Raw genomic sequence first — 13,403 nt, forward strand, 5'->3', positions numbered from 1 at the left:
CATTCCAGGGGTCTCTGGCGTGCCATCATCGAGCATCGATCGACCAAGTGGAGTCCGAGTGGGAGGGCGCGTGGCGATGGAGGCCGGCCCTCGTGACACAGAGCAGCAGGACGCGGTCCCGGGCGAAGCTCCGGGTGACGCGCCCGGTTTGAGCCCGGACGGACCGGACGACGCCGAGGGCTCGTCCGTCGAGGTCGACGCCGACGAGGTCGAGGTCGAGCTGCGGCCGCAGCGCAGGCTGCGGATCTGGCAGCTCGCCCCCATCGTGGGGCTCGCCGCCATCGGGTCGCTGATGTTCGCCTTCCCCCTCGCCTTCGGCTCCGGGGACGGCGGCGCCGTGGTCGCCATGCTCGGCCTCCTGATCAGCTCCTGCGCCGCCGGCTGGGGCATGATGGCGGCCCGCAGGGTCGGCTCCGCCTGGCCGGGCCTCCCGGCCCGTGGCTCCGGCGAGCGGCCGAACTGGCGAGTGATCGCCCTGTACGTGTTCTTCAGCACGCTCCTGGTGGCCCTGGCCGTCTGGCGCGTGGCCCGCCTCCGCTGACCGTCCGGCCGTACGCGTCCGGCCACCCCCGTCCGGTGGGCCCGCCCGAGGAGTGGACCTTCGAGCGGCTGTCGGACCCGGCCCGTACAGTTGATCCCGTGACCACCACGCAGACCTCGCCACTCGCATTCCTCAAGGGCCACGGGACCGAGAACGACTTCGTGATCGTCCCCGACGCCGACAACGCCATCGAGCTGCCCCCCGCCCTCGTCGCGCGGCTGTGCGACCGCCGGGCCGGCATCGGCGGGGACGGCGTGCTGCACGTGGTCCGCAGCGAGGCCCACCCCGAGGCCCGCGCGATGGCCGGCGAGGCCGAGTGGTTCATGGACTACCGCAACGCCGACGGCTCGGTCGCCGAGATGTGCGGCAACGGCGTCCGCGTCTTCGCCCGCTACCTGGAGCACGCCGGGCACATCACGGCCGGCGAGGTCGCCGTCGCCACCCGGGGCGGCGTCAAGCACGTCCACCTCGACAAGGACGGCTCCGTCACCGTCTCCATGGGCCGCGCCCGGCTCCCCGAGGACGGTGTCACCGTCACCGTCGACGGCCGCAGCTGGCCCGCCCGCAACGTGAACATGGGCAACCCGCACGCGGTCGCCTTCGTCGAGTCCCTCGACCACGCGGGCACCCTCTTCACCGAGCCCCCGTACGCCCCCGCCGAGGTCTTCCCGGACGGGGTGAACATCGAGTTCGTCGCCGACCGCGGCCCGCGCCACGTGGCCATGCGCGTGCACGAGCGCGGCGCCTCCGAGACCCGCTCCTGCGGCACGGGCGCGTGCGCCGTCGCCGTCGCCACCGCGCGCCGGGACGGCGTCGACCCCGCCGTGAGCGGGACGCCCGTCACGTACACCGTGGACGTCCTGGGCGGGACGCTGACCATCACCGAGCACCCCGACGGGGAGCTGGACATGACCGGCCCGGCCGTCATCGTCGGCGAGGGCACGTTCGACCCGAACTGGCTCGCGGACGCCTGAGCCGGCCGCGGCGGTCGACGAACAACGGTGGGGACCGGAAGCGACCCATTCGAAACTGTCAACGACTGACCGTTCGCTCGAATGGGTGATCCGTTTCACGCTGGGCGAGAGCGGGACTGCACCCCGTGGTGGGGTCGGTAGCATCAAGCACCGGCCCCGCGGGCACGCCTTGCCCGTCCACCGCCGGTCGACGTCGCCGGAGGTGCCCCATGAGTGCAGAGGCCACCAACCCTGTGAGCGCAGCGGAGGCCGCGGGCCCCGACGCTCCCAGCCGCAGGCGCGCCCGGCCGAGGATCGACCTCCGCAGGCTGGGCCGCGCCGCACTGCTCGGTCCCGCCACCAGGGACCGGCTGCCCGACGCCATCGGGCACGTCGCGGAAGCCCACCGGGCCCACCATCCCGACGCCGACCTGGCCGTGCTGCGCCGGGCGTACGTCCTGGCCGAGTTCTCGCACCGGGGCCAGTTCCGCAAGAGCGGTGAGCCGTACATCACCCACCCCCTCGCGGTGACCCTCATCCTCGCCGAACTCGGCGCCGAGACGACGACGTTGACCGCCGCCCTCCTCCACGACACCGTCGAGGACACGGAAGTGACGCTCGATCAGGTCCGGGAACAGTTCGGCGACGAGGTCGCCTATCTCGTCGACGGCGTCACCAAGGTGGAGAAGATCGACTACGGCGCCGCCGCCGAACCCGAGACCTTCCGCAAGATGCTCGTCGCCACCGGCAACGACGTCCGCGTCATGTCGATCAAACTCGCCGACCGGCTCCACAACATGCGCACGCTCGGTGTCATGCGCCCGGAGAAACAGGTCAGGATCGCCAAGGTCACCCGGGACGTCCTCATCCCGCTCGCCGAACGGCTGGGAGTCCAGGCGCTCAAGACCGAGCTGGAAGACCTCGTGTTCGCGATCCTCCACCCCGAGGAGTACGAGCGGACCCGCGCCCTCATCGCCGGCAACACCGGCGCGGGCGACGCGCTCGCCGCCATCGCCGAGAGCGTCTCCGCCGTCCTGCGCGAGGCGGACATCGCGGCCGAAGTCCTCGTCCGGCCACGGCACTTCGTCTCCGTCCACCGCGTCCACCTCAAGCGCGGCGACCTGCGCGGCAGCGACTTCGGACGCCTCCTCGTCCTGGTCGCCGAGGACGCCGACTGTTACGCCGTCCTCGGCGAACTCCACACCTGCTTCACCCCGGTGATCTCCGAGTTCAAGGACTTCATCGCGGCCCCCAAGTTCAACCTGTACCAGTCGCTGCACACCGCCGTCGCCGCCCCGGACGGGGCCGTCGCCGAAGTCCTCATCCGTACGCACCAGATGCACAAGGTCGCCGAGGCCGGCGTCGTCGCGCTCGGCAACCCGTACACGCCCCCGACGGGCGGCGACGGCGTCGAGCCCGCGGAGGACGGCGAGCGCGCCGACCCCACCCGGCCCGGCTGGCTCTCCCGGCTCCTCGACTGGCAGCAGTCCACGCCCGACCCGGACACCTTCTGGACCTCGCTGCGCGCCGACCTCGCCGAGGACCAGGAGATCACCGTCTTCCGCGCCGACGGCGGCACGCTCGGCCTGCCGGCCGGGGCGAGCTGCGTGGACGCCGCCTACGCCCAGCACGGCGCCGCCGCCCACGGCTGCCTCGGCGCCCGCGTCAACGGCCGTCTGGCGACGCTCAGTACGGTCCTGAACGACGGCGACACCGTCCAGCTCCTGCTCGCCCAGGACACCGCCTCCGGGCCCTCCCCGGAGTGGCTGGACCACGCCCGTACGCCCGCCGCGCGGATCGCGATCACGGCCTGGCTCCAGGCGCACCCGGAGGCCGCCGGGGCGCCGGAGGCCGACCCGAGACCGCCCGTCTCCGTCACGGCCGACCGCCGCTCGGGCGCCAAGCTGCACGCGGACCTCCAAGGCGCCCAGGCCACCGCCGTACGCCCGGCGGGCTGTTGTACCCCCGTACCCCCCGACGAGATCACCGGTTTCCAGGTACGCGGCGGCTCCGTCACCGTCCACCGCACCGGCTGCGCCTCCGTCGACACGATGCGGCGGCTCGGGCGCGCACCTGTCCCCGTCCGCTGGGGCGATACCGCCGAGTGCCGCGTCACCCTCGTCGCCGAGGCCTTCGGCCGGCCCCGGCTCCTCGCCGACCTCACCGAGGCCATCGCGGCGGCGGACGTCGCCGTCGTCTCGGCGACCGTCGAGCCCCCGAACGAACAGCGGGTCCGGCACACGTACACCCTCCAACTCCCGGACGCGGCAGGGCTTCCCTCCCTCATGCGGGCCATGCGGGACGTGGCCGGGGTGTACGACGTCAGCCGTGCCCAGCACCCGGCGACACCTGAAGCCTGAGGCTGCGTACGCGCAGGCCACAGGGGCGCGCTCGCCTCAGCACCCGCGTGACCCCTTCGGGTGGCCGGCGCGCGCGCCGCCCGGGGGAGCGGCCACGGCACTGGTAGCCGTAGCCCATGCCGCTCACACCACCCCGAAACCCCTCCCCACGCGCGCGGTGGCTGCGCTCCGCAGTCCTGGTCGCCGCATCGGCCGGACTCGTCGCCGCCGCCCTCCCCGCGCCCGTGCCGCTCGGCATCGGGGACCCCCTCTTCCCCCACCTCGGCAACCCCGGCTACGACGTCCTCTCGTACGACATCGGCCTCACCTACCCGGGCAAGAACACCGCACCGCTCGCCGGCGTGACCCGCATCGAGGCCCGGGCCACAGCCGACCTGGAGCGGATCAACCTGGACTTCACGCACGGGAAGGTCTCCGCCGTCACCGTCGACGGCGAGCCCGCCACCTTCGAGACCACCGGCGAAGACCTGGTGATCACGCCCGGCCGGGCGACCGAGAGCGGCGACGCCCTGACCATCTCCGTCACCCACACCAGCGACCCCAGCGGCTCCGCGGACTCCGGCGGCTGGGTTCGCACCGGCGACGGACTCGCCATGGCCAACCAGGCCGACGCCGCCCACCGGGTCTTCCCCTCCAACGACCACCCCGCCGACAAGGCGTACTTCACCTTCCGCATCACCGCGCCCAACGCCCTGACGGCCGTCGCCAACGGCCTCCCCGCGGGCCGGACCACCGACGGGGCCACCACGACCTGGACCTACCGCACGGCCCACCCCATGGCCACCGAACTCGCCCAGGTCTCCATCGGCCGCAACACCGTCGTCCACCGCGCCGGGCCGCACGGCCTGCCCCTGCGGGACGTCGTCCGCACCGCCGACCGCGACCTCCTGGAGCCCTGGCTCAAGCGCACCCCCGGTCACGTCGAGTGGATGGAGCGCCAGGTCGGCCCGTACCCCTTCGAGACGTACGGACTGCTGATCGCCGACGCCGAGACCGGCTTCGAGCTGGAGACACAGACCCTCTCTCTCTTCGAGAGAAGGTTGTTCACCGACCCCGGCTTCCCCGAGTGGTACGTCGACTCGGTCATGGTCCACGAGCTCGCCCACCACTGGTTCGGCAACAGCGTCTCGCCCCGCGCCTGGTCCGACCTGTGGCTCAACGAGGGCCACGCGAGCTGGTACGAGGCCCTGTACGCGGACGAGACCGCCGGACAGTCCCTGGAGCGGCGCATGAAGGCCGCCTACGGCGCCTCCGACACCTGGCGCGCGAACGGCGGGCCGCCCGCCGCCCCCGAGCCGCCCACGCCCGGCCAGAAGATCAGCATCTTCCGGCCCGTCGTCTACGACGGCAGCGCCCTGGTCCTCTACGCGCTGCGCGAGGAGATCGGCACGGAGGCCTTCCAGAAGCTGGAGCGCCGCTGGGTGAGCGACCACGAGCACGCCACCGCCACCACCGCCGACTTCACCGCCCTGGCCGCCGAGATCGCGGGGCGTGACCTCACGTCCTTCTTCACCGGCTGGCTGTACGCCGAGAAGACCCCGCCGATGCCCGGGCACCCGGACTGGCGCTCCCGCCCGGCGGGCGAGGCGCGCGGCCCGGCGAAGGCGCGGTGAAACCGGGATGACGGGCTCGGGGCGACCATGTCACCATCGTCAGGTCGACGACGCGGCCGGCCGGGAATCTTTCCCCGCCGTCACACGTTGTGATCGACGCAACCACTTTCCATCGACGTAAGGATCCAATGACCTCCTCTTCATCCCCTTCCCAGGACGAGCAGAGCTTCGCGGACACGCGCCGCACCGAGAGCCTTCGGGCCGATGCCCTGATGGAAGAGGACGTCGCCTGGAGCCACGAGATCGACGGAGAGCGGGACGGCGATCAGTTCGACCGCTCCGAGCGCGCCGCCCTGCGGCGCGTGGCGGGCCTCTCCACCGAGCTCGAGGACGTCACCGAGGTCGAGTACCGGCAGCTGCGCCTCGAGCGTGTCGTGCTGGTCGGCGTATGGACCTCGGGGACCGTTCAGGACGCGGAGAACTCCCTCGCGGAGCTCGCGGCCCTCGCCGAGACGGCGGGTGCCCTGGTGCTCGACGGCGTGATCCAGCGCCGTGACAAGCCGGACCCGGCCACGTTCATCGGCTCGGGCAAGGCCCGTGAGCTGCGGGACATCGTCCTCGAGACCGGCGCCGACACCGTCGTCTGCGACGGCGAGCTCAGCCCCGGTCAGCTCATCGCCCTCGAAGACGTCGTCAAGGTCAAGGTGGTCGACCGGACCGCCCTGATCCTCGACATCTTCGCCCAGCACGCCAAGTCCCGAGAGGGCAAGGCGCAGGTCGCGCTCGCGCAGATGCAGTACATGCTGCCGCGACTGCGAGGCTGGGGTCAGTCGCTCTCCCGTCAGATGGGTGGCGGCGGCGGTGGCGGCATGGCCACCCGTGGTCCCGGTGAGACCAAGATCGAGACCGACCGGCGTCGGATCCGCGAGAAGATGGCGAAGATGCGCCGGGAGATCGCGGAGATGAAGACCGGCCGCGACGTCAAGCGCCAGGAGCGGCGGCGTCACAAGATTCCGTCGGTCGCCATCGCCGGTTACACCAACGCGGGCAAGTCCTCGCTCCTCAACCGGCTGACCGGCGCGGGTGTGCTGGTGGAGAACGCGCTGTTCGCCACCCTCGACCCGACCGTGCGCCGGGCCGAGACGCCCACCGGCCGGGTGTACACCCTGGCCGACACCGTCGGGTTCGTACGGCACCTGCCGCACCACCTCGTCGAGGCGTTCCGCTCCACCATGGAGGAGGTCGGCGACTCCGACCTCATCCTGCACGTGGTGGACGGCTCGCACCCGGCCCCGGAGGAGCAGCTCGCCGCCGTGCGTGAGGTCTTCCGTGACGTCGGCGCGGTGAACGTGCTGGAGATCGTCGTCATCAACAAGGCGGACGCGGCCGACCCGCTCGTCCTCCAGCGGCTGATGCGCGCCGAGCGGCACGCGATCGCGGTCTCCGCCCGCACGGGCGAGGGCATGGACGAGCTGCTCGCGCTCATCGACGCCGAGCTGCCGCGCCCGCAGGTCCAGATCGAGGCACTCGTGCCGTACACGGAAGGCGGTCTCGTCTCCCGGGTGCACGCCGAGGGTGAGCTGCTCTCCGAGGAGCACACCCCGGAGGGCACGCTGCTGAAGGCTCGGGTGCACGAAGAGCTCGCGGCGTTCCTCGCCCCGTTCGTCCCGGCCGCGCACTGACCGGTTCGTCCGAGAGCTGAACGAAGGCCCCGCTCCTCATCGAGGAGCGGGGCCTTCCGCATGTCACATCCGTACGGACACATCCGTACGGTGATCAGTGGGCGAGCTCGATCAGCGGGCGAACTTCTTGCTCACCATCTCGTGCGCGTCCTTCGCGCCCTTGCCCAGCTGCGGTCCAGCCAGCCAGCCGTTGCCGCCGGCCGGGCCGATCGAGGTGTTCGACACCAGCGCCGGCTTGCCGTTCGGCATGGTGCGGATCCAGCCGCCGCCGGAGGAGCCGCCGGTCATCGTGCAGCCGATGCGGTACATCGTGGGCGTCGCGGGCGCGGTGGTCAGACGGGTCGGCCGGTCGACGCACTTGTGCATGATCAGACCGTTGTACGGAGCCGCCGCCGGGTAGCCCCAGGCGCCCATGTAGCCGGCCTTGGCGTGCGCCGGGGCCGAGAAGTCGATCGGCAGCGCGACGCCGACGGTCTCCTCCAGGGACTTCTTGCCCTGCTGCGGCTTCACGTGGAGCACGGCGTAGTCGTACGGCCAGGCCCCGTTCGAACCGCCCTTGTTGATCCACTCGCCCGAGGTCACGGCCCAGTCCGCCCAGTACTGACCGTACGGCGCGACCTCGTGCGGCTTCGCGTTGCGCAGCGCGGCCGGCGACTTGCCGAGGTCGTTGTAGGCCGGGACGAAGGTGATGTTGCGGTACCAACCGCCCCGCTGGCCGGCGTGGACGCAGTGACCGGCGGTCCACACCATGTTGGACTTCCCGGGCCGGCGCGGGTCCTTCACGATCGTGCCCGAGCAGACCATGCTGCCCTGCGGCGAGTCGAAGAAGATCTTGCCGACCGGCGCCGCGTTGCGGTGGTACGGAGTCTTCTCCCGCTGCGCCTGGACGGGACGCGGCACGGGGTCGCTGCCCCCGGAGCCCGCCGCGGTCGTCATCGTCTGGTCCGGGCTCTTCGCGGTCTGCATGCGCTCGGAGTCCCATAGCCCGTCGATCACAGGGTTGACGAAGTCCTCGGCCTCACGGAGCCAGGTGTCCTTGTTCCAGTTCTTCCACTCGCCGTCCTTCCACTTGTCGACGTCGACGCCGTGCTTCTTCAGCTTGTCGGCGATGTCGGACGGGATGGCGGGGTCAGCCCCGCCGCCTTCCGTGGCGGAAGCGGAGGCGCTCGAACCCCCGGCGGGCTTGTCGGCCGCCGGGGTCTCGGTCGGGCCGCAGGCGGTGGCCGTCAGCGCGAGCGCCGAGACCAGGCCGAGGGTGGCTGGAAGCAGTCGTATGGAACGCATGTGGAGGGGTCCCCCTGATGGAAGTGCGGGCAGCGCGCGGTGAACGGTCCGCGCGCGGGCGCCCGATGATGTCGTGGGACGGGGCGGGACCCGTCGGGATCCCGCCCCGAAAGCCGTCGCCTAGCGGCCGGCGTACTTCTTGCTGACCTCGTCGTAGATGCCCTTGGCCTCGGCGCCCAGGCGCGGTCCGGCCAGCCAGCCGGCCGTGACCGGGCCGATCGAGGTGTTGGACACCAGCGCCGGCTTGCCGTCGCGGCCCGCGGCCACCCAGCCGCCACCGGACGAACCACCGGTCATCGTGCAGCCGATGCGGTACATCGTCGGCTGCTCCGCCTTGACCGACAGACGGCCCGGCTTGTCCGTGCACTGGTACATCTTCTGGCCGTCGAACGGCGGACCCGCCGGGTAGCCGATGGCCTTCATGTTCGCGATCTTCGCGACCGTCGGCGCGTTGAACTCCACCGGCAGCGCCGAACCGACCGTCTCCTCCAGCGACTTGGTCGTGCCGCCCTTCTCAGGCGTCACGTGGATCACCGCGAAGTCGTACGGAGCGCCCTGACCACCGGTCGAGGCCCCCTCCGAGATCCACTGCTCGGAGGTCTGCGCCCAGTCGCCCCACCACACGCCGTACGGAGCGACCTGCTCGCGCGTCGCGTTCTGCAGCTGAGCGGTCGGCAGGGCCTTGTCGTTGTACGACGGCACGAAGGCGATGTTGCGGTACCAGCCGCCCTTCTTGCCCGCGTGCACGCAGTGGCCCGCCGTCCAGACCATGTTGGACTTGCCGGGGTTGGCCGGGTCCTTCACGACAGTGGCCGAGCAGACCATCGAACCCTCGGGGCCGTCGAAGAACACCTTGCCCGCCTCGGGGGCGTTGGAGTGGTACGGCGCGGGCACACCCTTCGCCCTCACCGGCGCGGGCGTCGGGTCGGTGACGCCCTTGTCGCCCTGCAGGTCCTCCTCCTCGACCGGCTTGTCGGGGCGCTGGGCGTCCCGCATCCGGTCGGGGTCCCAGAGGTCCTCGATGATCGGGTTGACGTAGTCCTTCGCCTCACGCAGCCACTTGTCGCGATCCCAGTTCTTCCACTCGCCGTTCCTCCACTTGTCCAGATCGATCCCGTGCTCCTTGAGCCGGTCCTTCAGATCGTCCGGAATCGTGATCTTGTCGCCGGTGGACGGGCTGGCGGACGCGGAGGGCTTGTCTCCCGCGTTCTCCTCGGTCGGGCCGCAGGCCGTCGCCGTCAGCGTCAGCGCCGCGACGGCTGCCGCCGCGGCCAGCAGCGGACGAATCGATCGCATCTCGTGATCCCCCTGGGACTACGTCAACTTGTGCATGAGTGAACAGTGATGGCGCCCAATCGGGCGCCGAAGTGCGGCCCCCATGATGCCGGTGCCGGAGGGGACGGTACGCGCCAGGTCCACGGTTCCGCCCGTTGCCGGGTCGTGATCCCCACCACGCCAAGGATCTTGGGATTTTCCCGTGATCCTTGGCGTGTCCCGTCGTTGGTACGTACGGGGGACACCGAGGCAGCGTTCAGCGCCACCGTTCGCGGTGGTCAGCAACGTACCGATGTGCAACGCAACTGTTACCGCGGGAGGACACCGAACCGTGGCCGTGACCGAACCAGCTCCGGCCGTACCGTCGGCCGCGCAGACGTACCAGGGGGAGCGGAGAGCAGGTGAAGGGGCCGCTCTCGAAGGCATCCTGCGCCGCCAGTCGTTGCGCGAGTCCGCCGCGCGCACGTACGCGCGCTCGCTGCCGATCGTGCCCGTCCGGGCCAGGGGCCTGACCATCGAGGGCGCGGACGGGCGGCGTTACCTGGACTGCCTCTCCGGCGCGGGGACCCTGGCGCTCGGGCACAACCACCCGGTGGTCCTCGAAGCCATCAAGAAGGTGCTCGACTCCGGAGCCCCCCTCCACGTCCTCGACCTGGCGACCCCGGTCAAGGACGCCTTCACCACCGAGCTGTTCGCGACGCTGCCGGCCGGACTCGCCGACAACGCGCGCATCCAGTTCTGCGGACCGGCCGGGACGGACGCGGTCGAGGCCGCGCTGAAACTCGTCCGCACGGCCACCGGCCGCAGCGGGCTGCTCAGCTTCACCGGCGCCTACCACGGCATGACGGCCGGCGCCCTGGACGCCTCCGGCGGCGCGACGGACGTCCGGGTCACCCGGCTGCCCTACCCGCAGAACTACCGCTGCCCCTTCGGCGTCGGCGGCCCCCGAGGCGCCGAACTGGCCGCGCGCTGGACGGAGAACCTCCTCGACGACCCGAAGAGCGGGGTCACGACGCCCGCCGCGATGATCCTCGAACCGGTGCAGGGGGAGGGCGGGGTCATCCCCGCCCCCGACGACTGGATGCGGCGCATGCGGGAGATCACCGCGGCGCGGTCCATCCCCCTCATCGCCGACGAGGTCCAGACGGGCGTCGGCCGCACCGGCGCCTTCTGGGCCGTCGAGCACAGCGGGGTCGTCCCCGACGTCATGGTCCTCTCGAAGGCCATCGGCGGCTCCCTCCCGCTCGCGGTCGTCGTCTACCGCGCCGAACTCGACGCCTGGGAGCCCGGCGCCCACGCGGGCACCTTCCGGGGCAACCAACTCGCCATGGCCGCCGGGGCCGCCACCCTCGCGTACGTACGGGAGAACCGGCTCGCCGACCGTGCCGCGACGCTCGGCGCCCGGATGCTCGCCCGCCTCCAGGGCCTGGCCGCCGTCCACCCGTGCATCGGTGACGTACGCGGGCGGGGGCTCATGATCGGCGTCGAACTGGTGGATCCGGAGAGCGCGGACGCCGACGCGGACGTCCCCCCGGTCGACTCGGCACTCGCCGTGACCGTCCAGCAGGAGTGTCTGCACCGGGGACTCATCGTCGAACTCGGCGGCCGGCACTCGGGCGTCGTCCGGCTCCTGCCCCCGCTCACCCTCACCGACGAGCAGGCCGAAGCCGTCCTCGACCGCTTCGCCGACGCCCTGGCCGCCGCCGAACGCACCCACCGCACGCGCCCGCACGCGCACGACGCACGCCTCCGGAACACCCCCGGACCGATCGGACCGACCGGACCGTCCCACTGATCCCGGACCGCCCCGGACCCCCTCACAAGGAAGCCCCCGTGAACGCCAGCCCCGCCTCCGAAGCGTCCGACACCGGCAGCGCCGCGCACGGCCCGCTCACCGTCGAGCAGGCCACCGTCCCGCGCCAGCACTCCGGTCCGTACGACACCCTGCCCACACCGGCGCGTACGGTCGTCGCCGCCACTGCCGCCGCCCCCCGGCAGGACCACCTCGACGACCCGGATCCGCAGCGTGCCGCCGACGCGGCGACCATCGAGAACCTGCTCAGGTGCTGGGTACGAGAGAAGAACCTGCCGGCCCCCGGCTCGACCACCCTGCGCATCCCCCTCGAAGCCAGCGGCACCGCCCTCCTCGTCCCCGTCCTCTACTGGTCGCCCACGGGATGGCACCGCTTCGGCCCGCCCGCCCTCGAAGGCCTCCACCCCACCGCCCCGAACGTCGACGCGGTCACCGTCGCCGCCCTGATCAGCCGCGAGACCGGCCGCCCCGAAGGCACCGAACTCGTCGGCCGCGTCGCCGACTCGGCCCGCCGCACCGCCGACTTCATCACCGACCGGCGGCGCCGCCCGAACCCCGGCCCGGACGCCGACCTCTTCCTCACCGCCGAGCAGTGCCTGCTCCTCGGCCACCCGCTCCACCCCACCCCGAAGAGCCGCGAAGGACTCTCCGACGCCGAGGCCCGGCTCTACTCGCCCGAGCTGTACGGCTCCTTCCCGCTCCACTGGATGGCTGTCGCCCCCTCGGTCCTGGCCTCCGACTCGGCCTGGACGGAACAGGGCCGCCCGGTCAGCGCCGGCCGGCTCGCCCTCGGTCTCGCCGAAGGGCTCGAACTGCCCTCGGGTACTGTCCCGTTGCCGCTGCACCCCTGGCAGGCCCGCGAACTGACCCACCGCCCCGCCGTCGCCGCCCTCCTCGACTCCGGTCTCCTCCACGACCTCGGTCCCGCCGGCGCCTCCTGGCACCCCACCTCCTCCGTCCGCACCGTGCACCGGCCCGGCGCCCGCACGATGCTCAAGCTCTCCCTCGGCGTCCGCATCACCAACTCCCGCCGTGAGAACCTCCGCAAGGAGCTCCACCGCGGAGTCGAGGTCCACCGGCTCCTGCGCACGGGCCTGGTCGACCAATGGCAGGCCGCCCATCCCGGCTTCGACATCGTCCGCGACCCCGCCTGGCTCGCCGTCGACACCCCGGACGGAGCGCCCGTCCCCGGTCTCGACGTCATGATCCGGCACAACCCGTTCGCCACCGGCGACGACGCCGTCTGCATCGCCGCCCTCACCGCTCTCCGCCCCTGGCAAGGCACCACGCGGATGCGCTCCCGGCTCACCGACATCGTCACCCGCCTCGCCGCCCGCACGGGCCGCCCGACGACCGCCGTCGCCGCCGAGTGGTTCCTGCGCTACCTCGACCAGGTCGTCCGCCCCGTCCTCTGGCTCGACGGCGTGGTCGGAGTCGCCCTGGAGGCCCACCAGCAGAACACCCTGGTGCTCCTCGACTCGGACGGCTGGCCGATCGGCGGCCGCTACCGCGACAATCAGGGCTACTACTTCCGCGAGTCCCGCCGCGACGAGCTGGAGGGCCGCCTCCCGGGCATCGGCGCCACGAGCGACACCTTCGTCTCCGACCAGGTCACCGACGAGCGCTTCGCCTACTACCTCGGCATCAACAACGTCCTCGGACTCATCGGCGCCTTCGGCTCCCAGCACCTCGCCGACGAACGCGTCCTGCTCGCCGGATTCCGGCAGTTCCTCACCTCCGCCACCAGCCTCGGCTCGCCGCTGCCGCACCGGCTCCTGGAAGCCGCCACGCTGCGCTGCAAGGCCAATCTCCTGACCCGTCTGCACGGCCTCGACGAACTCGTCGGTCCCGTCGACACCCAGTCCGTCTACGTCACCATCACCAACCCCCTCCGTTCCTGAGGCTCCTGGAGCCCACGCCCCGACCGGACGGCCGAGCGACC

The 13,403-nt window shown here is 72.1% G+C and carries 9 protein-coding genes; 7 read left to right on the forward strand and 2 right to left on the reverse strand.

Annotation, left to right across the window (positions count from 1 at the left end; genetic code table 11):
- The first annotated feature begins 76 nt into the window (after nucleotides 1–76).
- The 5 genes from AB0F56_RS21815 (at nucleotide 77) to hflX (ending at nucleotide 7,089) form a co-directional block, all read left to right on the forward strand.
- Complete coding sequence (locus tag AB0F56_RS21815) at nucleotides 77–541, forward strand: hypothetical protein (protein WP_362012447.1); 465 nt, start codon at nucleotides 77–79, stop codon at nucleotides 539–541.
- A gap of 98 nt (nucleotides 542–639) precedes the next feature.
- Nucleotides 640–1,515, forward strand: a complete 876-nt coding sequence (gene dapF, locus AB0F56_RS21820; protein ID WP_362012147.1) for a diaminopimelate epimerase — start codon at nucleotides 640–642, stop codon at nucleotides 1,513–1,515.
- A 209-nt stretch (nucleotides 1,516–1,724) separates the two neighbouring features.
- The gene (locus AB0F56_RS21825) at nucleotides 1,725–3,854 is read left to right on the forward strand and encodes an HD domain-containing protein (protein ID WP_362012150.1); all 2,130 of its coding nucleotides are present in this window, start codon (nucleotides 1,725–1,727) and stop codon (nucleotides 3,852–3,854) included.
- Nucleotides 3,855–3,970: 116 nt separating this feature from the next.
- The gene (locus AB0F56_RS21830; protein ID WP_362012153.1) at nucleotides 3,971–5,467 is read left to right on the forward strand and encodes a M1 family metallopeptidase; all 1,497 of its coding nucleotides are present in this window, start codon (nucleotides 3,971–3,973) and stop codon (nucleotides 5,465–5,467) included.
- Nucleotides 5,468–5,595: 128 nt separating this feature from the next.
- Entirely contained in the window at nucleotides 5,596–7,089 is a 1,494-nt protein-coding gene (gene hflX, locus AB0F56_RS21835; protein ID WP_362012156.1) for a GTPase HflX, read from the forward strand.
- A 111-nt stretch (nucleotides 7,090–7,200) separates the two neighbouring features.
- Here hflX and AB0F56_RS21840 read toward each other — a convergent pair whose 3' ends face one another.
- Nucleotides 7,201–8,373: a hypothetical protein gene (locus tag AB0F56_RS21840; protein WP_362012157.1), complete on the reverse strand. Its 1,173-nt coding sequence runs from the start codon at nucleotides 8,371–8,373 to the stop codon at nucleotides 7,201–7,203.
- 120 nt (nucleotides 8,374–8,493) lie between these two features.
- The gene (locus AB0F56_RS21845) at nucleotides 8,494–9,669 is read right to left on the reverse strand and encodes a hypothetical protein (protein WP_362012160.1); all 1,176 of its coding nucleotides are present in this window, start codon (nucleotides 9,667–9,669) and stop codon (nucleotides 8,494–8,496) included.
- Between the two features lie 310 nt (nucleotides 9,670–9,979).
- On the opposite strand from AB0F56_RS21845, the gene AB0F56_RS21850 reads away from it, so the two are divergent.
- Nucleotides 9,980–11,443: a diaminobutyrate--2-oxoglutarate transaminase family protein gene (locus tag AB0F56_RS21850; protein ID WP_362012163.1), complete on the forward strand. Its 1,464-nt coding sequence runs from the start codon at nucleotides 9,980–9,982 to the stop codon at nucleotides 11,441–11,443.
- Nucleotides 11,444–11,481: 38 nt separating this feature from the next.
- Nucleotides 11,482–13,362, forward strand: coding sequence for an IucA/IucC family protein (locus tag AB0F56_RS21855; RefSeq protein ID WP_362012166.1), 1,881 nt, complete (start codon nucleotides 11,482–11,484; stop codon nucleotides 13,360–13,362).
- Nucleotides 13,363–13,403 lie beyond the last annotated feature (41 nt).

Origin of the sequence: Streptomyces sp. NPDC026092 (assembly GCF_040638605.1) — a bacterium.
Lineage (GTDB): Bacteria > Actinomycetota > Actinomycetes > Streptomycetales > Streptomycetaceae > Streptomyces.

Excerpts from the sequence above, each read along its gene's own strand:
- AB0F56_RS21845 (WP_362012160.1), bottom strand. The coding sequence starts at position 9,669 with ATGCGATCGATTCGTCCGCTGCTGGCCGCGGCGGCAGCCGTCGCGGCG.
- hflX (WP_362012156.1), top strand. The coding sequence starts at position 5,596 with ATGACCTCCTCTTCATCCCCTTCCCAGGACGAGCAGAGCTTCGCGGAC.
- AB0F56_RS21830 (WP_362012153.1), top strand. The coding sequence starts at position 3,971 with ATGCCGCTCACACCACCCCGAAACCCCTCCCCACGCGCGCGGTGGCTG.
- AB0F56_RS21815 (WP_362012447.1), top strand. The coding sequence starts at position 77 with ATGGAGGCCGGCCCTCGTGACACAGAGCAGCAGGACGCGGTCCCGGGC.
- AB0F56_RS21825 (WP_362012150.1), top strand. The coding sequence starts at position 1,725 with ATGAGTGCAGAGGCCACCAACCCTGTGAGCGCAGCGGAGGCCGCGGGC.
- AB0F56_RS21840 (WP_362012157.1), bottom strand. The coding sequence starts at position 8,373 with ATGCGTTCCATACGACTGCTTCCAGCCACCCTCGGCCTGGTCTCGGCG.